Consider the following 23917-nt stretch of genomic DNA (forward strand, 5'->3'; position numbering starts at 1 on the left):
TCGGTCTTGTAGGCATGCATGTAATCGAAGTCCTTCATGAAGCCGATATCGGCTCCCGCAGCGAAGGCCTTTTCATTACCGGTGATGACGATGCAGCCGATCGCCTCATCGGCTTCGTAGCGGTCGATGGCGGCACCGATGCCGTCGACGACGTCGTTGTTCAGGGCATTCATCGCTTCCGGCCGGTTGATGCGGATCAGGCCTACCTTGCCGATGACTTCGGTGAGGACGACTGGGGACATGGGGTTCTCCAAAAAAATGGCCACCCCCAAAGGGACAAGAGGGCGGCCCAAGTGCAGTGTCTTGAAAAAATCAGCGGTCGTCGAAACTGACCGTCAGTTGCGGGGTCGTGGCACGGGCCTGGCAGCTCAGGACGTAGCCCTGCTGCATCTCGTCGGCTTCCAGCGTGAAGTTCTTGTCCATCACCACTTCGCCGCACAGCACCTTGGCGCGGCAGGTACAGCACACCCCTGCCTTGCAGGAGAACGGCAGGTCGAGGCCAGCCTCGATCGCGGCATCGAGCACGTGCTCGTCGGCACCGATTTGCAATTCATGCTGCTTGCCATCCAGCACGATGGTCAGTGCGATGTCCTTGCTGGCGGACTTCCGGTTTGTGGCAGCGTCGGTATCGGCCTGGATCTTGGCCGCCTGCGCCGGGCCGGAGGTAAAGCGCTCGGTATGGACGCGGTTTTCCGGCACACCGGCTTCGATCAGCGCCGTTTCGGTAGCGCCGATCATCGCCTCGGGCCCACAGATAAACACTTCGTCCATGCTGGCCACTGGCAGCAGCGCCTTGATGATGGCCTTGACCTTGTCGCCGTCGATGCGCCCCTGCAGCAGATCGACTTCCTGTGCCTGGCGCGACAGGATGTGGATCAGCGTCAGGCGGTCCGGATAGCGGTCCTTGAGGTCCTGCAGGGCTTCGTTGAACATCACGCTGGACATGCGGCGATTGCCATAGACCAGGGTGAATTTCGATTCCGGCTGCTCCTCCAGCGTGGTGGCGGCGATGGACAGGATCGGCGTAATCCCAGACCCGGCGGCAAAACCGACGCGGTGGATGGCACGCGGCTTCTTGACGACGAAGCGCCCGTCCGGCGGCATGACGTCGAGCTTGGTACCGGCCTGCAGGGTTTGCGCAGCCCAATTGGAAAAGACGCCACCTTCGACCGGGCGGATGCCGATTTCCAGCTCGCCGGCCTTGGCCAGGCGGCTCTTCGGGCTGCTGATCGAGTAACTGCGGCGGACTTCCTGGCCCTCGACCTTGGCACGCAGGGTCAGGAACTGGCCGGGTTGGAAGCTGAAGGTCTCGTGCTCGGCGGCCGGAATGTCGAAGGTAATGGCCACCGAACCGGCGGCCTCGGGGTTGACCCGCTTGATGGTGAGTTCGTGAAAACGGAGGGCAGACATGACAGATGCCTCGCTAGTAAGGCTTGAAGTAGTCGAACGGTTCCTGGCAATCAAGGCACTTGTAGAGTGCCTTGCAGGCCGTCGACCCGAAATGTGAGGATTCGACCGTATGGCCCGAGCCGCAATGCGGACAGGGCACGGTCTCGGCTTTGGCCGGTTTGCTGATGAAGCGAACGACGTTGCTGCCGGGCGGCGTCTGGTGCGGCGGTGCGATGCCATAGGCGCGCAGCTTTTCCTTGCCGGCCTCGGTCATCCAGTCGGTGGTCCAGGCGGGCGCCAGCTGGGTCACGACACGGGCCGCGATGCCCACGCGCTTCAGGGTGGCCCGCACGTCGTCCTCGATCTGCTCCATGGCCGGGCAACCGCTGTAGGTCGGCGTGATGACCACCTCCAGGCCGTCGGCGGCCGGGCGGACATCGCGCAGGATGCCGAGCTCGCGCAGGGAAATGACCGGGATTTCCGGATCGGTCAGTTCCTCCAGCGCAGCCCAGGCTGCCTCGACGTTCGCACTCATCGCTTACCAGACGCCGTTCGGATGGGCGCGGGCCAGGCTTTGCATTTCGGCAAGCAGAAAGCCGAGATGCTCCGAATGGATGCCCTGCTTGCCCTCGGTGACGTAACCGCTGACCGCCGGACGCTGCAAGGTCGCCTCGTTCAGCGCCGCATCGACGATGGCGTCCCAGTCGGCACGCAGCGTCGTCACATCGACACCGATGCCGGCGGCGATGGCGGCGGCATCGGCCGGACTGTGCGCCCAGAACTCCTGGGTGTAGGCGAACAGATGGTCGAGCGAAGCCTGAGCGCGGGCATGCGACTCGTCGGTGCCATCGCCAAGACGGACCAGCCAGTCACGCGAATGACGCAGGTGGTAGCGCACTTCCTTCAGCGACTTGGCGGCGATGGCCGCCAGGTCGGCATTGGCCGATTTTTCCAGCGCTTCCCAGAGCAGCGCCATCAGCGCGCTGTACAGGAAGTTGCGGACGATGGTCGTGCCGTAGTCGAGGCTGCTCTGCGCATAACCCGACAGCGGACCGTGGTGCGGCAATTCGAGCAGCGTGTAGTTGCGGAATTCGTGCGTGTCGCGGAAGTAGGCCAGCTTGTCTTCGGTGCAGTCGCCGCCTTTGAGGGCGGCAACCAGTTGATACAGGAGGCGGGCCTGGCCGATCAGGTCGAGGCTGACATTCGACAGTGCGATGTCTTCTTCGAGGATCGGACCGTGACCGCACCACTCGGCATTGCGCTGGCCAAGAACCAGGGCATTGTCGGCGAGGTGCAGCAGGTAGTCGATGGCCGCGCTCATTACATGTGCCCCACTTCGTCCGGGATTTCGTAGAAAGTCGGGTGGCGGTAGATCTTGTCGGCCGCCGGGTCGAACAGTTCGCCCTTCTCGTCCGGATTGCTGGCGGTGATCGCCTTTGATTCGACGACCCAGATGCTGACGCCTTCCTGGCGGCGGGTGTAGACGTCGCGCGCCATTTCCAGCGCCTGGGCGGCATCGGCGGCGTGCAGGCTGCCGCAATGCTTGTGTTCGAGGCCCTGCTTGCTGCGGACGAAGATTTCCCAGAGGGGCCATTCTTTCAGTTGGGTGCTCATGCTGCCTCCTTGATGCTGCGGGCTTGTTTTTTTGCGGCGTGGGTCAGCGCGGCATCGCGCACCCACTGTCCTTCGTTGTGCGCCTTGACGCGGGTGGCCAGGCGTTCCTTGTTGCACGGGCCATTGCCGTTCACGGTTTCCCAGAACTCGGCCCAGTCGATCTGGCCATAGTCGTAGTGCTGGCGCTCGGCGTTCCACTTGAGGTCGGGATCGGGCAGCGTGACGCCGAGCACCTTGGCCTGCGGCACGGTGGCGTCGACGAATTTCTGGCGCAGTTCGTCGTTGGACACGCGCTTGATGCCCCAGCGCATGCCTTGCGCGCTGTTCGGGCTGTCGGCATCGGGCGGTCCGAACATCGCCAGGCACTTCCACCACCAGCGGTTGACGGCGTCCTGCACCATCGCCTTCTGTTCCTCGGTGCCGGTCATCATGACGAGCAGGGCTTCGTAGCCCTGGCGCTGGTGGAAGGACTCTTCCTTGCAAACGCGGACCATGGCACGGGCGTAGGGACCATAGGAGCAGCGACAGAGCGGCACCTGGTTCATGATCGCGGCACCGTCGACCAGCCAGCCGATCACGCCGACGTCGGCCCAGGTCAGGGTCGGGTAATTGAAGATGGAGCTGTACTTGGCGCGGCCGCTGTGCAGGCCGTCGAGCATCTGGTCGCGGCTGGTACCGAGCGTTTCGGCGGCGGAATAGAGGTAGAGGCCGTGGCCGCCCTCGTCCTGCACCTTGGCGATCAGGATGGCCTTGCGCTTCAGGCTCGGGGCGCGGGAAATCCAGTTGCCCTCGGGCAGCATGCCGACGATTTCGCTATGGGCATGCTGGCTGATCTGGCGCACCAGGGTCTTGCGGTAAGCCTCGGGCATCCAGTCCTGCGGCTCGATGCGTCCATCGGCATCGATGCGGGTATCGAAGGCCGCCTGCAGGGCGGGATCGTCGCTGGACGGCGCGAGGGCGACGGTCTTTGCACCGGGCGAATCCGGCACGTTGAATGACTGGGTATACATGATGTTCTCCGTGGGGTTGGAGTGGTTGCCGGGTACGGATCGGGAGCGACCCGAACCCGGCTAGTGCTTTATTTTTTTGACTACAGGTACTGCATCAAGCGATTACTGGGCGAGGCTCCAGTCGCCGTTCTTGATTTCCAGCATGCGGAAAGCCGACAGGTCGAGACCCATGTGATCGGTGGCCGACATATTGACCACACCGCCAGTGCCGACGTAGCCCTTGGTGGCTTCGATGGCATCGCGGACCTTGGCCTTGTCGGTGGAGCCGGCGCGCTTGAAGGCGTCGAGCGCGATCATCAGGCCGTCGTAGGCGTGGCCGCCGAACGTGGACACGTCGGTCTTCCACTTGTCCTGGAAGGCCTTGGTGTAGTCGACGGCAACCTTCTTCTGCGGATCGTTGGCCGGCAGCTTGTCGGCGATCAACAACGCAGCGGCAGGCAGGCGAACACCTTCGGCAGCCGGACCGGCGAGCTTGATGAACTCTTCGGAGGCCACGCCGTGCGCGTGATAGAGCGGCAAGGTGACACCCAGTTGCTTGTAGTTCTTGGTCGCAATCGCCGGGCCCTGGCCGAGACCGAAGATGAAGACGGCCTGTACGCCCGGCGTGGTCTTGATCTTGGTCAGCTGCGGGCTCATGTCGGTATCCTTCGGGCCGTAGGTTTCGCTGGCCACCAGGGTGATACCGTACTTGGCCGCGACGCCTTCGGTTTCCTTCTTGCCGGACTGGCCGAAGCCGGAGGTTTCCGACAGCAGGGCAACCTTGCTGATGCCGCGCTTCTTCATGTCCTCGAAGACCTTTTCGGCCGCCATGCGGTCGGTGTGCGGGGTCTTGAAGACGAACTTCTTGACCGGATCGACGATGACCACGGCGCCGGCCAGCGAAATGAACGGAACGCCGGCCTTTTCCACCAGCGGGACCATCGACATGGTGGCCCCCGTGGTGGTGCCGCCGACGATGACATCCACCTTGTCGTCATCGATCAGGCGCTTGGCGAAGCCGTTGGCCTTGTTGGCATCGCTGCCGTCGTCGTAATGCACGAGCTGCAGCGGGCGGCCGAGGACGCCGCCCTTCTTGTTGACCTCTTCCACATACTGCTGCAGCGTCTTCAGTTCCGGATCGCCCAGGAAGGCTGCGGGACCGGTGACGGACAGCACCGAGCCGACCTTGATCGGATCGGCGGCGAAAGCACCGAATGCAGCCATGGTCAGGGCAGCGCCGGCGACCAGTTTTTTCATCATCTTCTTCATGCGGTTTGTCTCCTTTGTTAAGATATTAGCGTTCCAGATTATGGAACGTATTCCGGAAAAAGCAATAGATCAGATGCGCTCGATCACCATGGCAATGCCCTGCCCCACCCCGATGCACATGGTGCACAGGGCGTAGCGGCCGCCACGGCGCTTGAGTTCGTAGGCGGCGGTAGTCACCAGCCGGGCGCCGCTCATGCCGAGCGGGTGGCCGAGCGCGATGGCACCGCCGTTGGGATTCACGTGGGCCGCATCGTCGGCCAGGCCGAGATCGCGCAACACAGCCAGAGCCTGCGCGGCAAAGGCTTCGTTGAGCTCGATGACATCCATGTCGGCCAGGCTCAGGCCGGTCTGGGCCAGCACCTTGCGCACTGCCGGGGCCGGGCCGAAGCCCATGATGCGCGGTGCCACACCGGCGGTCGCCATGCCGACGACGCGAGCCAACGGCTTGAGGCCATATTTGCCGGCGGCGGATTCCGAAGCCAGCAGCAGGGCGCAGGCACCGTCGTTGACGCCCGAGGCGTTGCCGGCGGTGACACTGAGTTCCGGGCCATTGACGCCCTTCAGCTTGGCCAGCTGTTCCAGCGTGGTTTCCGGACGCGGGTGCTCGTCGGTATCGACCACCCTGGGGTCGCCCTTCTTCTGCGGAATGACCACCGGCACCAGTTCGTCGGTAAAGCGGCCGGCGGCATGGGCGGCGCCCCAGCGTTGCTGGGAACGGACGGCGAAGGCGTCCTGATCGGCGCGGTTGATGTTGAAGTCGGCCGCCACGTTGTCGGCGGTCTGCGGCATCGAATGCGTCTCGTACAGCTTTTTCATCAACGGGTTGATGAAGCGCCAGCCGATGGTGGTGTCGTAGATCGCTGCCTGACGGGAGAAGGCCGACTCGGCCTTGCCCATCACGAACGGGGCGCGCGACATGCTTTCGACGCCGCCGGCGATCATCAGGCCGGTTTCACCGGACTTGATCGAGCGGGCAGCCAGCCCGACGGCGTCCATGCCGGAACCGCACAGGCGGTTTACAGTGGTCCCCGGCACCTCGATCGGCAGGCCCGCGAGCAGGCCGGACATGCGGGCGACGTTGCGGTTGTCTTCACCGGCCTGGTTGGCATTGCCGTAGATGATGTCGTCGACCGCCGTCCAGTCCACCTGCGGGTTGCGCTCCATCAACGCCTTGAGCGGGATGGCGCCGAGGTCGTCGGGACGGACGCCGGCCAGGGCACCGCCGTAGCGGCCGATGGGGGTGCGGATGGCGTCACAGATAAAGGCTTGGGTCATTGTGATTTCCTCAGTTTTGCTTCGGGCGCTCGTCGAGCACGCGCTTGGCTTTGCCGACCTGGGTACGCGGGATGGCATCGAAATCCATCACGGTGACCTTGGTCGATACGCCGATGTTGGTCTTGATGCGATGCTGCAGCTCCTTGCCGATCTGCTGGATGTCGGTGGTCGCCAGCTTGCCGGACAGCTCGCGCTGGATCTCGCAGCGCACCTCGAGGTTGTCCATGTGCCCGTCGCGGGTGACGACAACCTGGTAATTGCCGGCCAGGCGATGGTCGCGCAGGATCATTTCCTCGATCTGGGTCGGGAAGACGTTGACGCCGCGGATGATCAGCATGTCGTCGGAACGGCCGGTGATCTTGCCGATGCGACGGAAGGAACGGGCGGTCGGCGGCAGCAGGCGGGTCAGGTCGCGGGTGCGGTAGCGGATGACCGGGAAAGCCTCCTTGGTCAGCGAGGTGAACACCAGTTCGCCTTCCTCGCCGTCGGGCAGCACTTCGCCGGTTTCCGGGTCGATGATTTCCGGATAGAAATGGTCTTCCCAGATCACCGGGCCATCCTTGGTCTCGATGCACTCGTTGGCGACACCCGGCCCCATCACCTCGGTCAGGCCGTAGATGTCGATGGCGTCGATGCCGAGTTTCTTCTCGATCTCGGCACGCATGCCTTCGCCCCAGGGCTCGGCGCCGAAGATGCCGATCTTCAGCGAAATGTCCTCGGGCGCGATGCCCTGCTTCTCGAACTCCTCGGCGATGACCAGCGAATACGACGGCGTGACCATGATGGCGTCGGGCCTGAAGTCCATGATCTGCTGGACCTGCTTTTCGGTCTGGCCGCCGGACATCGGCACGGCGATGCAGCCGGCGCGCTCGATGCCGTAGTGGGCGCCGAGACCGCCGGTGAACATGCCGTAGCCGTAGGCGTTATGCACCATGTCGCCGGGACGGACGCCGGCCGCGCGCAGCGAACGGGCAACCACGCTGGCCCAGTTGTCGAGGTCGTTCTTGGTGTAGCCGACGACGACCGGTTTGCCGGTGGTGCCGGACGAGGCGTGCAGGCGGGCCAGCTTGTTGCGCGGCACGGCGAACAGGCCGAACGGGTAATGGTCGCGCAGGTCCAGTTTGGTCATGAACGGGAACTTGCCCAGATCGGACAGCGTCTTCAGGTCGTCGGGATGCACACCCTTGTCGAGGCATTTCTTGCGATACGGCTCGACGTTGTCGTAGGTGTGGCGCACCGACCACTTCAGGCGCTCCAGCTGCAGGGCGGCGATTTCGTCGCGACTGGCGGTTTCGATCGGCTCGAGATCGCCGGGCATGGGCTTCTTGACGGGCATGGTTGTCTCCTCTCTCAGGTCTGGCCGGCTCAGTCGGCCTGTTGCAGGCCGGCGATGACTTCGCCGTTGATGCGATAGCTCTTGCCCCGGAACAGGGCGACGGTCTTGCCGCCCGTGGTACGCACGGTGATGTCGTAGACCCCCGTGCGCCCCGAGGCGGATTGTTCGACGGCTTCCGCTTCCAGCATCTCGCCTTCCTTGGCCGGAGCCAGGAAGTCGATGTGGCAGGCGGAAGCGACGGTGTTCCTGTTGTAGCTGTTGCAGGCGTAGGCAAACGCCGTATCGGCCAGGCTGAAGATCATGCCGCCATGGCAGATGTGATGGCCGTTCACCATGTCGGAACGAACGGCCATGGTGAGCAGCGAAGCGCCCGGCTGGACGCGGACGATCTTGATGCCCAGCGCCTGGGCCGCCCGGTCGCGCGAGTACATGGCCTCGGCGGTGGCGTCGGCCAGCGCTTGCGCTTCGGACGGAGAAAGCTTGTGTTCAGTCATGGATATTCCTTCCGGCAAAGACGGCGCGCTGAATCAGCGGCGAGATGCGGTAACGGTCCTCGCCGTAGCTGGTACCGAGATTGGCCAGCACGTCGCGGATCGCCGCGACGCCGACCTGATCGGCCCAGGCCAGCGGGCCCTGCGGATAATTGACGCCGAGACGCATGGCCTGATCGGCCCCCTTCTCGGTACAGACGCCCTGATTGACTGCATCGGCCGCCTCGTTGGCGAGCATGGCGACGGTGCGCATGACGGCCAGCCCGGGCACATCGAGGAAACGCGACACGGCGAACCCGGCGGCCTGCAGCAATCCGACAGCGGCCGACATGGCGGTGGGGTCGCACTGCTCGGCAGCGGCAACAGCCAGGCGCGTGGCCTTGGCGTAGTCAAGCGCCAGGTCGATCAATACCGTGTTGGCGACACCGCTTTGGCTGGCGCGTTGCGTGGCGCTGCGCCCGTCCGTGATGTAGAGCACGGCGCGGCCGATTTCGAGGAGGCGGCCGTCGGAAGCCAGCGCCCGCCCGAAAGACAGGCCGCTGTGCTGCAGGCGATCGACCATGGCTTCGGCAATGTCGCACTCGCCGTAGACGGTGATCTTGCCGGCCGGCGTTTGCGGCGCCTCGGTCTGCGGCACCGGCTTCACGGCACCCTCGCGATAATCGTAGAAACCGCGCCCGGTCTTCTTGCCGTAGAAACCTGCGTCGACCAGTTCCTGCTGGATCAGCGACGGGAGGAAACGCTGGTCGTTGTAGAAGGCGCGCCAGACCGAATTGGTCACCGCGAAATTGACATCGTGGCCGATCATGTCCATCAGCTCGAACGGCCCCATGCGGAAGCCGCCGGCCTCGCGGCAGCAGGCATCGATGGTGGCGTAGTCGGCAGCGCCTTCCTGGGCGACGCGCAGCGCTTCGGCGTAGTACGGCCGGGCGACGCGATTGACGATGAAGCCCGGTGTCGACTTGGCGTGCACCGCCGTCTTGCCCCAGGCGTTGGCCGTGGCGAACAGGGTATCGGCCACGGCACGATCGGTCGCCAGGCCGGAAACGATCTCGACCAGCGCCATCAGCGGCGCCGGGTTGAAGAAGTGCAGGCCGGCCAGGCGCTCGGGGCGCTGCAGGGCGGAACCGATGGCCGTCACCGAGATCGACGAGGTGTTGGTGCCGAAGATGCAATCGGCGCCGACGATAGCTTCGAGGTCGGCGTAGAGCTTCTGCTTGGCTTCGAGATTCTCGACGATGGCCTCGACCACCAGGGCGGCATCGGCCAGATCGGCGAGTTGCTCGACGGCGACCAGACGCTCGCCGGCCGCCTGGGCGGCCTCGGCCGAAAGCTTGCCCTTGTCGGCCAGCTTGGCGAACTGGCTGCGGATACCGTCGACAGCCTTGGCGGCGGCACCCGGCCGGTTGTCGAGCAGTTTGACGACATGGCCTGCCTGGGCAGCGACCTGGGCGATGCCGGCGCCCATGGCACCGGTGCCGACCACCGCGATGACGGCCTGTTGGGGTAGGGGTGTGTGGCTCACGCGCTCACTCTCCGGTGAAATTCGGCGCACGCTTTTCCATGAAGGCCTGGACGCCCTCTGCGTAATCGGGGCTCCAGCCCAGTTCGCGCATGAAGCTGCCTTCGAAGGAGAGCTGCTGCTCGAGGGTATGGCCCGGCGCGGCGTGCATGGCCTGACGGGTGCGCACCAGGGCCTTGGTCGGCAGGGTGGACAGCTGTTTGGCCAGCGCATCGATGCGGGCGGCAAAATCGGCGTCCTCGGCACATTCCCAGATCAGGCCCCATTCGGCGGCCTTCTCGGCCGACAGCTTGTCGGCGAGCAGGGCAAGGCCCATGGCGCGGGCCATGCCGACACGCTGCGGCAGGAACCAGGTGCCGCCGGTATCCGGGATCAGGCCGATCTTGGAGAAGGCCTGCAGGAAGGAAGCGGACTTGGTCGCCACCACCAGGTCGCAGGCCAGCGCCACCGAGGCGCCGGCACCGGCCGCGATGCCGTTCACCGCGGCGATGGTCGGCACGCGCAGGTTCTGCAGACGCATGACCAGCGGCTTGTAGTTGCGCTCGACGACATTGCCGATATCCGGCATGCGGCCATTGATCTTCGCCATGTCGGGGTCGGCCAGATCCTGGCCGGCACAGAAGGCGCGGCCGGCACCGGTCAGCACCAGCACGCGGATCGAATGCTCGCTCTGCACCCGATCCAGCGCGGTGCGCAGTTCGGCGTGCATCTCGCCGGTGAAGCTGTTCAGCTTGTCCGGGCGGTTCAGGGTCAGGCGGGCGATGCCGGCCTCGACGGTGAAACTAATGGTTTGAAAGTTCATTCATTTCTCCAAAACGCGTGCAGAAATCGTAGCGACCCCGTTCAGGCCGGCCCGAGAAGCGCAGCCGTAATGGAGTACGGCGAGCATCGCAGGGCCGGGATGGGCGGGCGCAGTAGATTTATGCATGCGTTTAGACGTGGTAACGGCGCTGGACGACTACGAAGCGGTTGGCGACGAAGGCGGCATCGGCGTAGGACGCATTGGCGGCCGGGTTGCCGCCGGTGCCGTGGTAATCGGAATAGGCTGCCGACTGGTTCACGAATACGCCGCTGGTCAGGTTGATCGACAGGGCAACCTTGGAACGCAGGGTGGCGGCGGTCATCGCGTCGATCACTTCCGGCTTGGTCGAGTAGATGCCGGCGGTCAGTGCGCCGTGGGTAGACACGATGCGCTCGGAAAGGGCGATGGCGGCTGCCGTGTCGGCGACCTTGACGATGAAGCTGATCGGGCCGAAACGCTCTTCCATGTAGGCATGCTCATCGGCGGCGTCACAGGCGAGCAGGACCGGGGTACGCACGATGGCTTTCGGGAACTCCGGATTTTCCAGCTTGGTCGAGGCCAGCACGACCTTGCCCAGCGTGCCGCTGTCGGCCATGTCGATGCGCTTCAGGGTATCGGCCGACTGCACGGCGCCGAGCACGGCATGGGCGACTTCCGGCTTGGACAGGAAGCCGGAAACGGCCTTGGCCAGGTCGGCGCAGACGTCGTCGTAGGACTTGTGGCCGTCCTCCGTCTCGATACCGCCGGCCGGCACGAAGATGGCCTGCGAGGTGGTGCACATCTGGCCTGAATACAGCGACAGCGTGAAGGCCAGGTTGCGCAGCATCGGCTTGTAGGCGTCGGTCGAGTCGACGACGATGTTGTTCACCCCGGCCAGTTCGGCATAGACGCGGGCCTGGCGGCAATTGTCGACCAGCCACTGGCCGAAGACGTTGCCACCGGTGAAGTCGACCGACTTGACGGCCGGATGGGTGACCAGCTTCTGCGTCGTGCCGCGGTCGGCGGCCACGCACAGGGTCACCAGGTTGGGGTCGATGCCGTTTTCAGCCAACACGGCGCGGATGGTGCGGACTGTGACGGCAGCGGGCAGGATGGCGTTGCTGTGCGGCTTGACGATCACGGCGTTGCCGGTCGACAGCGCGGCGAACAGGCCGGGATAGGTATTCCAGGTCGGGAAGGTGCCGCAGCCGACGACGACGCCGACGCCCTGACCAACCAGCTCGAAGTGCTTCTTCATGACCAGCGGCGGGTTCTTGCCTTGCGGCTTGTCCCACACGGTTTCGGTCGGCACGAAGCTCATTTCGCGATAGGCATAGGCCAGCGTTTCAAGGCCGCGATCCTGGGCGTGTGGCGCGCCAGCCTGGAAGGCCATCATCCAGCCCTGGCCGGTGGTCATCATGACGGCGTGAGCCAGTTCGAAGCTCTGCTTGTTCAGGCGATCGAGGATTTCCAGACAGATGCCGGTGCGACCGTCGCAACCGGCCTGCTGCCAGCCGACCATGGCCTGCCGGCCGGCGGCGATCAGCGCCTCGTGGTCGCACACCGGATATTGCACGGCCATGTCGATACCGTACGGCGACTGCTCGCCACCGGCCCAGCCCTTTTGCCCCGGCTGGTCGAGCACGAACTGCTTGCCCAGATGCGCCTCGAAAGCCTTCTTGCCGTCGTCGGCTGCCGTTTCGCCATAGGTCTTCGGGCTCGGCATCTCGTTGTAGGCCGACCAGTAGCCACGGGTGCGAATGGCATTCAGGGCGCCATCCAGCGTAGCGCGGTGTTTCTCGAGCAGGGGGTGGGACATCGGTATCTCCTTGGTGAAGCTTATTCTTGAACGAAGGCGCCAGCGATGACGCCAACCCAAACACACGATACGAACTATCTTGCAGTCAGTCAATTGAAAGTATCGTAAAAAACGATACGATTTGCAATTCCATTTTGCAGAATCAATTCCCAAAAGCAAAAATTTGTCTTTTTAATCAACAAATTTTACAGAACAAAAAAGCATTTGATCTTTTGAGTTTCAAAATCCAGAATTGGTTCCCTGAAAATTATTTTGTTATTTGATACAAAAATTGTTGACTTACAACATCACAACGTATCATTATTCACCTCACGCCACCCGGACACCGGACTGGCTTACCGAACTGATGACGAAGCCCTATAAGGAGTGAGACATGGCAAGCAACAAGGAACGTTTTGCAGACAAGATGGAATTCCCGCCGGCTACCCCGCAGCCGAACATCTATCCGCTGTCCTGGAACAGCAAGACCAAGAAGCTGCAGGAAGTCTGGGAAGCCGCCCTGCGCGAGAACTGGGACCCGGAAAAGCTGCCCTGGGATACGCTGGACGTCGACAGCTACTCCTGGGAAGAGCGCGAATCCATCGCCTACTGGTGGAGCCTGCTGTCGGTGTTCGACGCCTCCGCTCCCCCGGTCTTCGCCGAAGCACTGATCAAGACCTATGAAGTGCACGAGGAAGATCCGGTCCGCAAGTGCTTCTTCTCCGTCACCCGCGACGAACAGAACCACGAAATCATGTGCGGCCTGGCCATCACCAAGCTGCTCGGTCACGCCGACCCGCTGACCTACCAGCCGAAGACCGAACTCGGCAAGCGCCTGCAGAAGAACGTGCAGTGGCTGTACTTCAACGGCGGCCGCTACTGGACCGGCTACAAGCAGGCCGTGCCGAAGTACGACCTGGCCGTGCTGTTCAGCTCCTTCCTGATGGGCGAAATCGCCGCTGCCACCATCTTCAAACAGATGTACGACAACTCCCGCGAAGCGGTGTTCAAGGAAGGCTTCAAGAACATCGGCCGCGACGAAGGCCGCCACATGGCCATCTGCATGGCCGTCATGGAACGCGACTACCCGGGCCTCGACGATTCGACCAAGGCCATCGTCACCAAGCAGATCCGCGCCGGCTACCTGTTCCTGTCCGCCGTGCTGTTCGAGCCGCCGATGGAATTCTGGGACCTGCCGGCCGACTTCATCGCCAACCAGCGTGAAGCCGAGGAAGTAGCCCGCGGTGCCGGCTTCGGCATCCCGACCTACGAGGCCAAGCTGCAGAACTGGAAGAATGCGATGATCAACCTGAAGGGTGTGCTCGACCGCTACAACATCCCGTTCCCGGCCATTCCGGAAGTCGGCATCACCGGCCAGGAAGTGTCCGAGATCGACATGGAAGACATCATTCCGGTGTTCTAATCGGTAAACCGTTGTAAAAATGCTCCGGCCGGCACCCTGAACAAGGGTGTCGGCCTTGCCGCAACAGAGATACAAAAACCAACAGGGGAAGACGAAATGGCTCGTATCATCATGCAACCCTCCGGCAAGTCGGTCGACTGCGCCTACGGAGACACCGTGCTGATGGCACTCGAAAAGGCAGGCTATGCACTGCCCAACAACTGCCGCGCCGGCGCTTGCGGCGAATGCAAGGTCAAGGTCACGCAAGGCCAGTTCGACCAGGGCATGGTGCTCGACATGGCCTTGTCGCAGGACGAACGCAAGCAGGGCTACGGGCTGATGTGCATGGCCAAGCCGATTTCCGAGGAGCTCACCATCGAGTGGGGCACCGAGGACGCCAAGCCCAAGCTCTTCCCCCCGCGCGAAGACGCCCTCTTCGTGGTCACCGACAAGAAGCAGATCGCCGCCCGCGTCGTCGAGCTGCGCCTGCGCCCGGTCGGCCAGCCAATCCGCTACTGGCCCGGCCAGTACGTCACCATCGGCAACCCGCGCGCCGACATTCCGGCCCGCGCCTATTCGATTTCCAACGCCCCCCGTCCGGATGGCGAACTGGTGCTGCAAGTCGCCCGCGCCGACGGCGGCGTGACCAGCAACTGGATTCACGATCAACTCAACATTGGCGAAAGCGTCAAGGTTTCCGGCGCCTACGGCACCTTCATCGGCGACCCGTCGGTCGACACGCCGGTGCTGTGCATCGCCGCCGGCACCGGCCTCGCACCCGTGCTGGCGCTGGCCGAGGCCGCCCTGCGTCGCGGTTTCCGCAAGCCGGTAACCATGCTCTTCTCGGCGCGCACCAAGGAAGATGTCTACAGCCTGGGCATGATGGCCTGGTGGCGGACCAAGCACCGCAGCTTCGACTACAAGATCACGCTGACCCGCGAACAGCAGGAAGGCTTCCTGAACGGCCGCATCGACGCCGTGCTGCCGCAACTCTTCCCCGACCTGTCCAAGCACACCATCTTCGCTGCCGGCAGCCCGGAATTCGTCGATGCCTGTGTCGCCGCCGTGAAGAAACAAGGCGCAAAGGATGAACTGATCCACACCGAAGGCTTCTTCGCCCAGCAACAGCCGGTGGTCGCCGATGCCGACCACCTGTTGCCCGGCTGAGGCGCGCTCCAGCTTCGTTGCGACCGGCAAAGAGGGGCGTCCCCACCGCTGAAAGACAGCAGCCTCTCGACTTGACTCACTAACATCGTAGTGATTTAATCGGTCGCATATTAGTAAAACAACCAACAGGCCGGGCCTCTCACCACAGAAAACCCGGCACCTGGAAGATGAACAGAATAATCACAGGAGAAGACATGAAATCCGCCATCATGAATTCCGCCCTGCAACCCCCAACGGTTGAAGCGGCCAACGGAACGGGAGGCGCGTAATGCTGGCCCAGTTCCTCCAATTCCTCTTTTCGGGGATCACGGTCGGTGCGACGTATGCACTGGCAGCCCTCGGCTTCACGCTGATCTATAACGCCAGCAACGTGATCAACTTCGCCCAGGGCGAGTTCATCATGCTCGGCGGCATGCTCGCCGTTTACTTCACCCAGGCCGGCCTGCCCCTGCCGGTGGCACTGATGCTCGCCATCCTGATTCCGGCCATCGTCGGCGTCCTGGTCGAGAAGCTCGCCATCGAGCCGGTGAAAGGCGCCGAGACCGTGACGCTGATCATCATCACCATCGGTGCCTCGCTGGTCATCCGCGGCCTGATCCAGGTCTGGCTCGGCAAGAACACCTTCAGCCTGGCCCCGTTCTCCGGCGACGAGCCAATCCAGATCCTTGGCGCCACGCTGCTGCCGCAGAGCCTGTGGGTCCTGGGCGTCACCGCCGTGGTCGTCGTCGCGCTCTGGTACTTCTTCAACCGCACCCTGCAGGGCAAGGCCATGCTGGCCACCTCGTACAACCGCCTGGCGGCCGAACTGGTCGGCATCAACACCAGCTGGGTGCTGTTCATGAGCTTCGCCATGTCGGCAGCGCTCGGCGCACTGGGCGGCATCCTGGTCACCCCGATCACCCTGACCTCCTACGACGTGGGCATCATGCTCGGCCTCAAGGGCTTCGTCGCCGCTGTCGTCGGCGGCCTGGGCAACGGCCTCGGCGCCGTGCTCGGCGGCCTGCTTGTCGGCATCCTCGAAGCCATGGGCGCCGGCTACATTTCGTCGAGCTACAAGGACGCCATTCCCTTCGTGCTGATCCTGTTCATTCTCTTCTTCATGCCGCGCGGCCTGTTTGGCGGCAAATCGACGGATCGGGTGTAAGCATGAAAAAAAGTGTCTATTTCGGCCTGTATCTGGTCGTCGCGCTGCTCGCGGTGCTGCCCTTCGTGGTCCCCAACAGCTTCTATCTCGACCTGGTCATCCGCATGGCGATCAACGCCGTGATCGTCCTCGGTCTCAACCTGCTGATCGGCTTCGCCGGCCAGATCAGCCTCGGCCATGCCGGCTTCCTCGGCATCGGCGCCTACGCCTCGGCCGTGCTGCCGACGCACTTCGGCTGGCATCCGCTGCTCGCCATGGGCGCCGGCGCGGCGGCCACCGGCATCCTCGCCGCGCTCGTCGCCCGTCCGATCTTCAAGCTCAAGGGCCACTACCTGGCCATGGCCACCCTCGGTCTGGGCATCATCATCAACATCGCGCTGCGCAACGAGGCGCAATGGACCGGCGGCCCTGACGGCATGCCGGTACCGGCCATGGGCCTGTTCGGCTTCGAATTGAGCAGCGACAAACAGTGGTACTGGGTCGTCGCCCTGCTGCTGTCGGTGTCGGTGTGGGCCTCGCTGAACCTGATCGACTCGCCCTTCGGTCGCGCCCTGCGTGCCCTGCATGGCTCGGAAGTCGCCTCGCAGGTGGTCGGCGTCGATGTCGTGCGCTACAAGGTGGCGATTTTCGTGCTGTCGGCCGTCTTCGCCAGCTTGATGGGCAGCGTCACGGCACACTACGTCGGTTTCGTCAGCCCCAACTTCGCCGACTTCTTCCATTCCATCGAACTGGTGACCATGGTCGTCATCGGCGGCATGGCCTCGGTTTATGGCTCGCTGGTCGGCGCCGTGCTGCTCACCGCCCTGCCGCAGGCGCTGGCCACCTTCGAAGGCTGGGAAACCGTGGTCTTCGGCGCCATCCTGATGGGTTGCATGATCTTCCTGCCCAAGGGCCTCGTTCCGACGCTGGCCGCCAAATTCGGAAAGGGAGAATGATCATGTCCATGCTCGAAGTCAAAGACCTCTCCATCCACTTCGGCGGCGTCAAGGCCGTCCAGAACGTCACCTTCAACATCGACTCCGGCATTGTCTATTCGGTCATCGGGCCGAACGGCGCCGGCAAGACGACGCTGTTCAACCTGATCACCGGGGTGTACAAGCCGACCACCGGCGAGATCAAGCTGGACGGCGAAGCCATCCATGGCAAGTCGCCCAACCAGTTGGCCGAGCGTGGCGTTGCCCGCACCTTCCAGAACCTGCAGATCTGCATGAACATGAGCGCCGTCGAGAATGTGATGGTGGGCGCTCACTTACGCCTTGACCGTAATCTGGTCAAAGCCGCCCTGCGTTTCCCGGGTCTGAAGAAAGGCGATCGCGAACTGCGCGACGAAGCCGCCCAACTGATGGACTTCGTCGGCCTCAGCCAGTATGTCGAAACCCGCGCCGACGCCATGTCCTATGGCGCCCTGAAGCGTCTGGAAATCGCCCGCGCCCTGGCCATGAAGCCGCGCCTGATCTTCCTCGACGAACCGGCGGCCGGCCTCAACCCCAAGGAAACCATCGAAGTCGACCATCTCGTCCGCAAGATCGCCGATTCCGGCGTCACCGTGGTGCTCGTCGAGCACGACATGAAGATGGTCATGAATCTCTCCGACCGCATCCTCGTCCTCGACTACGGCAAGAAACTGGCCGAAGGCACCGGCGAGGAAATCCGCAAGAACCCGGATGTGATTGCCGCCTATCTCGGCGCTCACGCATAAGAAGAGGAGAGATCATGGAATCCCTGCGCATCATCACCGAAGAGCATCAGAACCTGTGGCGCATCGCCACGACCCTCGACCTCGTGGCCGACGAAATCGACGCCGGCGGCAAGATCGAAGCACCGTTTTTCACTTCGGTCTTCGACTACATCGAGCAGTTCATGGACCGTTCGCATCACGCCAAGGAAGACGAATTCCTCTTCCGCCTGCTGCGCCAGCGCTCCGACGAGGCAGCGGCTGTTCTCGACCGCCTGCAGGCCGAGCACAAGAACGGCCCCGAACTGCTCCGCGACCTGCGCGCCAAACTCGGCGCCGCGGCCAGCGGCGGCGAGAACAACGCCGCCTTCACGACTGCCCTGCGCAACTACACGCAAGGGCTCAAGGGGCACATCCGCAGCGAGGAAAAGGACGCCATGCCGCTCGCCCGAGAGGTCCTGACGGCGGACGACTGGGCCGAGATCGACAAGGCCTTCCTCGACAACGATGACCCGCTGTTCGGTGGCAAGGCACGCGCCGAGTTCCGCGAACTGTTCCACCGCATCGCCAGTCTGGCCCCTGAATCCATCGGCCTCGGCGCCCATAGCGCCGGCACCCTGCAACCGGGCGCCGCCCCCGGCGTCGGCGGCGACGTGCTGCTGTCGGTCAAGGGCATGGAAAGCTGCTACGGCCGCATCAAGGCGCTCAAGGGCATCGATCTCGAAGTCCGCAAGGGCGAACTGGTGGCCCTGGTCGGCGCCAACGGTGCCGGCAAGACCACCTTCCTGCGCACCCTGTCGGGCGTGCAGCCGATGAGCGGCGGACAGATCATGTTCGACGGCGAAGACATCTCCAGGCTGCGTTCCGACCTGCGCATGCGCCGCGGCATCTGCCAGAGCCCGGAAGGCCGTCAGGTGTTCGGGCCGCTCTCCATTGAGGACAACCTGCGCCTGGGGGCCTATACCCAACCGAAAGGCCAGGTCGAAGGCGATCTCGAGAAGGTGTTCTCGATGTTCCCCATCCTCAAGGAAAAGCGCGCCTTGCCGGCCGGCACGCTGTCCGGCGGCCAGCAGCAGATGCTGGCCATCGGCCGCGCGCTGATGGGCCGTCCGAAGATGCTGCTGCTCGACGAGCCGTCGATGGGCCTCGCCCCGCTGCTGGTCGAGGAAGTGTTCAACGTGGTCAAGACGCTGAAGGCACAAGGCATGACCATCTTCCTGGTCGAGCAGAACGCCTTCGCCGCACTGGCCATCGCCGACCGCGGCTACGTGCTGGAAACCGGCAACATCACGCTGACCGGTACCGGCCAGGAGCTGATCAGCAACGAGCAGGTACGAGCAGCCTATCTCGGTATGTAACGCCGGGCGGCGCCTGTTGGCGAGTATTCTCCCCTTCGGGCGCCCGCCTTGTCTCCCTTCGCGATATCGCGGAGGATGGACGACCCGTCGTCCATTCAGCCAGAGGCCCCCACCGTGAAAATCACTCCGTCCCGCTCCGTCCTGCTCGTCGTCGACATCCAGGGCGCCCTGCTGCCCGCCATCGATGGCGGCGACGACGTTCTGGCCAATACGCTCTGGCTCATGGATATCGCCGCCTTGCTCGGCGTCCCGGCGCTGGCCACCGAACACTGCCCGCAGCGCATCGGGCTGTCCGAACCCCGTTTGCGCAGCCGCCTGGCAGAAGACAGGATCGTCGAAAAAACCTGGTTCTCCGCGGTCGCCGAGGGGAATCTGCTGCAGGCACCATCCGCCGAACGCCAGCAGTGGATCGTCACCGGCATGGAGAGCCACGTCTGCGTCCAGCAAACGGTCCTCGATCTGCTGGCTGCCAAGCGGGAGGTTTTCGTGGTCGATGAGGCGGTCGGATCGCGCCGCCCCCGCGACAAGGAACTCGCCCTGCTGCGCATGCGCCAGAACGGCGCCGAGATCGTGAGCCGCGAAATGGTCGCCTTCGAATGGCTGGAAAACGCCGATTCACCGGCTTTCCGCGAGATCCTGAAAGGCTTTATCCGCTAGGGTGTGCCGCGGCAAACGCATGCGGCCCGGCCCTGTTGCTCAAACCGCCGGGATCAGGTTGCGTCGCCCTTCCGCAACCATTTCAGCAGCTTGGCATAGAGCTCGTCGGGTGCCACCGGCTTGGACATGAAATCGTCCATGCCGGCCGCCAGGCATCGTTCCTGATCTTCGGAAAACGCATTGGCGGTCATTGCGATAATGGGTGTGCGGTGCCCGTCCTCCGCTTCGCGAATGGCGCGCGTTGCGCCCAGCCCGTCCAGGCGGGGCATCATCATGTCCATCAGGATGAGCGCATAACCGGTCGCCGAGGCGTGATCGACAGCTTCCACCCCGTCATTTGCGATGTCGGCATGCAGGCCAACGGCCTCCAGAAGGCAACGCGAAACCTCCTGATTGATCGGCTCATCCTCGACCAGCAGCACCCGTGTTCCGGCGTACGATGCCTTCAGCTCGGCCTCCGCGGAGCTTGTCTCGGCGGCCTCGCCGGCTTCCACGGCCGCCCCGTTCGTTGCCAGATGGGCCGTAAACCAGAAAGTGCTTCCTTTGCCCGGCTCGCTATGAACCCCGATCTCGCCGCCCATCATTTCCACCAGACGCCTGCTGATCGCCAGCCCCAAGCCGCTGCCACCGTACTTGCGCGTGATTGAGTCATCCGCCTGGACGAACGCGGAAAACAGGCGCGCCTGATCGGCGGTGCCAATCCCGATCCCGGTATCCTCGACATCAAAGCGGACACACACGCTATCGCCAGGCTCTTCGCTCAATCGCCCGCGGATGCGAACACTGCCCCGCTCGGTAAACTTGATGGCGTTGCTGCCGAGATTGATCAATATCTGCCCCAGGCGCAGCGGGTCGCCGGACAAACGCAGACTGGCCAGTTCATCGGGAATGTCCATGTACAGCTGCAAGCCCTTGTCGGCGGCAGCCTGGTTGAGCAAGCCGGACACTTTGCCGAAAACCGCTTTGAGATCGAAAGGAATATGCTCCAGCTCAAGATGTTCCGCCTCGATCTTCGAGATATCCAGAATATCGTTGATGACCCCCAGCAAATGCCTGGAAGCGCCGATCACCTTGTTCAGCTGGTCGGCCTGTTTGGCATCCACGGTTCGCCGCAGGGCCAGATCCGTCATCCCCATGATGGCATTCATCGGGGTACGTAACTCATGGCTCATATTGGCCAGGAATGCGCTTTTTGCGCGGCTCGCCGCTTCGGCAGCCTCCTTGGCGATCTGCAGCGCCACCGTCCGCTCGGCCACCAAGTCCTCAAGATGGTCACGGTGACGCAACAGCTCCTCTTCAGCCTGCTTGCGCTCGGTGATGTCCATATGCGTCCCGGTGAAGCGTACCGGTTTTCCCTGCGCATCGCGCGTTGCCCGCCCCCGGGTCAGCACCCAGCGCCAATTGCCATCCCGATGGCGCAAGCGCATGACGAATTCGTATTCATCATCGGGTTTGTCGAGGTGAGACTGCACGCGCTCCCAGAGGCATTCCCAATCATCGGGATGCATGACCGCCTTCCACGCATCGAATTCCGCCGGAAGCTCTTCGGCGGTATAACCCAGCATTTCGTACATCCGGGGCGAATGATAAAGGGCCCCGGAGACCAGATCATTGTCCCAGACGCCCGCCTCGGCACCTTCGATCGCCAGCTGAAAACGTGTTTCGCTCAGCTCAAGGCGTCGCTTCTGGTCAAGAACGGTTTCATGCTGAAGCTGCAACTCCCGCCGGGTCAGGAAAAGCCGGAAACCCAGTACCAGGATCAGCCCCAGCGCGACGAAGGCGGCCACCATGGGCCACTGGTAGCGAGCCCACACGTCGCGCAAGGTGAATGTCGGAGCCTGCTCGAACGGCGGCATCCGCATCTCCCGAAGCAGGTCGGCCACCGGCGTATAGTCGGCCGGCACGGAAAAACCGGCGATACCCATCGCCTGCGCGCTTGCGCCATCTTCCGGCAGCAGGAGCAAGGCAGCCAGAACCTGGCGTGCCAGCGCTTCATTGATCTGCGGCATGGCGACAATGGGCCATTCCGGATAGAGGCGGGTCGAGGCACTGACGGGGAACCCCGGCAGGGACTGGCGATTGAGCACCTTGAGCTGATTCATCTCGAGCCTGCCTTCGCGGGCAAGGCTCTCGAGGAAACCGGTACGCACCAGTCCGATATCCGCCTTTCCCGACAGAACGGCATCGACCACCCTGTTTTGCGGCAAGCCGGTTTCCATAAGGCGGACATCCTCGGCCAGCCTGATGCCTACACTCTGCAATTCATAAGCCTGCATCTGGTAGGCACCCAGAGATCCCTGGTTGGGTGTCGCAACCGTCTTTCCGCGAACATTGCTCAATGTCTGAATATCTGCGCGATCCGCACGGCTGAAAATCACTCCACCGAAAACGGAAAGGGCTTGCCCGTTTTCCTTCATCACCAGCGTGGCCAATGGCGCGGACACCCCGACGGTGCGACTGAGATAAACGAAATGCCCGGGATTGGTCAATACGAAATCGAGTTGCCGGCTGGCCACCGCGAGATTGAGCTCCTCGTAGTTCAAGGGCTCGATGCTAAAGTCCCGATCGGGAATCGACTGCTTCAACAGGACAGCCAATGGCTGCCATTGTTTCAAGGTCTCTACCTTGGGACGAAAGGACAAGATACCGATCCTGACCGGCTCCGCCGCCATGGCCACGCCACCGGCGACCAAGGCGACGAGCAGGAGCAAATCCCTCGCAACGCGCCGGATCATGACTCCCATGGAAGCGGACGTGGCCGGGATCATTGTTCGAGCAGGTCCCCTGGAATGAAATCGGCGTTGACCAACTCATGGAGCGTATCCGGCTGTTGCAGGAGCCCGCTGGCAACCATCACCGCCGAGAGTCTTTTGGCCGTCAGCAATAGCGAAGGCTCCTTGCCGGCCAGCAGACGCTGATTGGCCGGCGCATCTGGCAAGACCAGGCCCTTGAAGGCCGACAGGACATCACCCGCCGGCAACCCCAGGTGCCCCGCCATCCGGTAGGCGGCATCGTGAGGATTGCGCGCCAGATGATCGAGGGCCCGGAAATGCGCGCGCTGGAGATGGCGGAGCGCCTCGGCGTACTCGCTCGCCAGGTCGCTGCGAATGACCAGCACATCGACGATGGTGTTCGGAATCTGGCGGCTGTCGAACAGCTTTCGGGCACCGAGATCGAGCAGTTCGCTCGCCACCGGCTCGTAGGTGATGGCGGCATCGAATGCCTTCTCTCGCCATGCCGTGACTTGCTTGTCCACGCCAAGCGGCACGAGCGTCAGGTCGCTCCTGGCCAACCCCGCCTTGTTCAATATCTCGGCCAGCAACAAAGCCCCCACCGAACTCTGCTCGTAGGCCAGGCGCTTGCCGCGCAGGTCCGACAGCGAAGCGATCTGCGGCCGGACAACCAGCATGTCCGCTCCGGCCGAGATGTTGAAAATCATCACGGCCGTCAGCTTCTGGCCGCGCTGCCTGGCCTGCAATACCTCGTCCAGCGTCAATGCGGCTCCGTGAACCTTGCCCTCTGCCAAGGCCTGCAGCGATTCCGTCGCGTTTTGGGTTTGGTATAGACGCGCCGTCTGGTCTTCCAGCCACCCCTCGTTGCGGGCCATGAACATCGGCTCGTAGCCCACCCAGGTATGCGCGGCAATCGTCATTGGCCCGCTGTCGAATCTTGCACAAGCGGAAATGCCGGCCATGGCAGCGATGGTCTTGATCAGTTGACGGCGATTCATTGGGGCGAAAGCGATGTGTGTTCAGATTTGATCGACAAACCTGCGAATAACACAAAGTACAGCAGGTCTGCCAAAGCCACATCCTAAATCACAAAACCCTTACATAGAGCGCCTTCCGTCAAAAAAACCATGTACAGAAAATGGTATTTTGTAACAATTGCGAAGACGGTTCTTCCGCCTGCTGTCGCCGGAATTTTCCAGGATTCGATATCGGAACGATGCGGTGCAGGAGGACGCCCGGCCCCCCGCCTCGGGAGCACACGCAGCCCCCGGGCAATTGGTCAAACCAAGCCAGACAAACCGTTCATCATGACGTGGCA

General features: G+C 63.2%; 22 protein-coding genes. 7 read left to right on the forward strand and 15 right to left on the reverse strand.

Features of this window, described 5'->3' with window-relative positions; all coding sequences use genetic code 11:
• The 13 genes from F1002_RS19035 to paaN form a co-directional block, all read right to left on the reverse strand.
• On the reverse strand, nt 1–242 hold a 242-nt coding region (locus F1002_RS19035), incomplete at its 3' end, for an enoyl-CoA hydratase-related protein (protein WP_191090473.1).
• 70 nt (nt 243–312) lie between these two features.
• Complete coding sequence (locus F1002_RS19040) at nt 313–1410, reverse strand: 2Fe-2S iron-sulfur cluster-binding protein (protein ID WP_150430631.1); 1098 nt, start codon at nt 1408–1410, stop codon at nt 313–315.
• 13 nt (nt 1411–1423) lie between these two features.
• Nucleotides 1424–1924 (reverse strand): 1,2-phenylacetyl-CoA epoxidase subunit PaaD, encoded by a 501-nt coding sequence (gene paaD / locus F1002_RS19045; protein WP_150430632.1) that lies wholly within the window; start codon nt 1922–1924, stop codon nt 1424–1426.
• A 3-nt stretch (nt 1925–1927) separates the two neighbouring features.
• Complete coding sequence (paaC, locus tag F1002_RS19050; protein ID WP_150430633.1) at nt 1928–2710, reverse strand: 1,2-phenylacetyl-CoA epoxidase subunit PaaC; 783 nt, start codon at nt 2708–2710, stop codon at nt 1928–1930.
• Complete coding sequence (gene paaB, locus F1002_RS19055) at nt 2710–3003, reverse strand: 1,2-phenylacetyl-CoA epoxidase subunit PaaB (protein ID WP_150430634.1); 294 nt, start codon at nt 3001–3003, stop codon at nt 2710–2712. Before paaB ends, paaC begins: the two co-directional genes overlap by 1 nt.
• A complete protein-coding gene (paaA, locus tag F1002_RS19060; RefSeq protein ID WP_150430635.1) occupies nt 3000–4013 on the reverse strand; it encodes a 1,2-phenylacetyl-CoA epoxidase subunit PaaA in 1014 nt (337 codons plus the stop codon). Before paaA ends, paaB begins: the two co-directional genes overlap by 4 nt.
• A gap of 102 nt (nt 4014–4115) precedes the next feature.
• On the reverse strand, nt 4116–5261 hold the full coding sequence (locus tag F1002_RS19065) for an ABC transporter substrate-binding protein (protein ID WP_150430636.1): 1146 nt from the start codon (nt 5259–5261) through the stop codon (nt 4116–4118).
• Between the two features lie 69 nt (nt 5262–5330).
• Nucleotides 5331–6536 carry a 3-oxoadipyl-CoA thiolase gene (gene pcaF / locus F1002_RS19070; protein WP_150430637.1) on the reverse strand — a complete coding sequence of 402 codons (1206 nt, stop codon included), beginning with the start codon at nt 6534–6536 and terminating at the stop codon, nt 5331–5333.
• 10 nt (nt 6537–6546) lie between these two features.
• On the reverse strand, nt 6547–7872 hold the full coding sequence (gene paaK, locus F1002_RS19075) for a phenylacetate--CoA ligase PaaK (protein WP_150430638.1): 1326 nt from the start codon (nt 7870–7872) through the stop codon (nt 6547–6549).
• A gap of 29 nt (nt 7873–7901) precedes the next feature.
• Nucleotides 7902–8366, reverse strand: a complete 465-nt coding sequence (paaI, locus tag F1002_RS19080; protein WP_150430639.1) for a hydroxyphenylacetyl-CoA thioesterase PaaI — start codon at nt 8364–8366, stop codon at nt 7902–7904.
• Nucleotides 8359–9831: a 3-hydroxyacyl-CoA dehydrogenase PaaH gene (paaH, locus tag F1002_RS19085; RefSeq protein WP_370452202.1), complete on the reverse strand. Its 1473-nt coding sequence runs from the start codon at nt 9829–9831 to the stop codon at nt 8359–8361. Before paaH ends, paaI begins: the two co-directional genes overlap by 8 nt.
• A 61-nt stretch (nt 9832–9892) precedes the next feature.
• Nucleotides 9893–10687: a 2-(1,2-epoxy-1,2-dihydrophenyl)acetyl-CoA isomerase PaaG gene (gene paaG, locus F1002_RS19090; protein ID WP_150430641.1), complete on the reverse strand. Its 795-nt coding sequence runs from the start codon at nt 10685–10687 to the stop codon at nt 9893–9895.
• 130 nt (nt 10688–10817) lie between these two features.
• On the reverse strand, nt 10818–12485 hold the full coding sequence (gene paaN, locus F1002_RS19095; RefSeq protein ID WP_150430642.1) for a phenylacetic acid degradation protein PaaN: 1668 nt from the start codon (nt 12483–12485) through the stop codon (nt 10818–10820).
• A 373-nt stretch (nt 12486–12858) separates the two neighbouring features.
• On the opposite strand from paaN, the gene F1002_RS19100 reads away from it, so the two are divergent.
• From F1002_RS19100 to F1002_RS19130, 7 genes are all read left to right on the forward strand, one after another.
• On the forward strand, nt 12859–13887 hold the full coding sequence (locus F1002_RS19100; protein WP_150430643.1) for a hypothetical protein: 1029 nt from the start codon (nt 12859–12861) through the stop codon (nt 13885–13887).
• Between the two features lie 96 nt (nt 13888–13983).
• A complete protein-coding gene (locus F1002_RS19105) occupies nt 13984–15033 on the forward strand; it encodes a 2Fe-2S iron-sulfur cluster-binding protein (RefSeq protein WP_150430644.1) in 1050 nt (349 codons plus the stop codon).
• A gap of 268 nt (nt 15034–15301) precedes the next feature.
• Entirely contained in the window at nt 15302–16177 is an 876-nt protein-coding gene (locus tag F1002_RS19110; protein WP_150430645.1) for a branched-chain amino acid ABC transporter permease, read from the forward strand.
• A gap of 2 nt (nt 16178–16179) precedes the next feature.
• Nucleotides 16180–17112: a branched-chain amino acid ABC transporter permease gene (locus F1002_RS19115; protein WP_150430646.1), complete on the forward strand. Its 933-nt coding sequence runs from the start codon at nt 16180–16182 to the stop codon at nt 17110–17112.
• Nucleotides 17113–17114: 2 nt separating this feature from the next.
• Entirely contained in the window at nt 17115–17876 is a 762-nt protein-coding gene (locus F1002_RS19120) for an ABC transporter ATP-binding protein (protein WP_191090474.1), read from the forward strand.
• A 14-nt stretch (nt 17877–17890) separates the two neighbouring features.
• Nucleotides 17891–19210 (forward strand): ATP-binding cassette domain-containing protein, encoded by a 1320-nt coding sequence (locus tag F1002_RS21550; protein WP_150430647.1) that lies wholly within the window; start codon nt 17891–17893, stop codon nt 19208–19210.
• A 114-nt stretch (nt 19211–19324) separates the two neighbouring features.
• Nucleotides 19325–19867 carry an isochorismatase family protein gene (locus F1002_RS19130; protein ID WP_223879687.1) on the forward strand — a complete coding sequence of 181 codons (543 nt, stop codon included), beginning with the start codon at nt 19325–19327 and terminating at the stop codon, nt 19865–19867.
• Nucleotides 19868–19920: 53 nt separating this feature from the next.
• Here F1002_RS19130 and F1002_RS19135 read toward each other — a convergent pair whose 3' ends face one another.
• Together F1002_RS19135 and F1002_RS19140 are read right to left on the reverse strand one after the other, a co-directional pair.
• Nucleotides 19921–22602 (reverse strand): PhnD/SsuA/transferrin family substrate-binding protein, encoded by a 2682-nt coding sequence (locus F1002_RS19135; RefSeq protein ID WP_191090475.1) that lies wholly within the window; start codon nt 22600–22602, stop codon nt 19921–19923.
• Nucleotides 22603–22631: 29 nt separating this feature from the next.
• On the reverse strand, nt 22632–23597 hold the full coding sequence (locus tag F1002_RS19140) for an ABC transporter substrate-binding protein (RefSeq protein ID WP_223879688.1): 966 nt from the start codon (nt 23595–23597) through the stop codon (nt 22632–22634).
• Between the last annotated feature and the right edge of the window lie 320 nt (nt 23598–23917).

It is taken from the genome of Dechloromonas sp. CZR5 (assembly GCF_008711155.1).
Classification (GTDB): domain Bacteria; phylum Pseudomonadota; class Gammaproteobacteria; order Burkholderiales; family Rhodocyclaceae; genus Azonexus.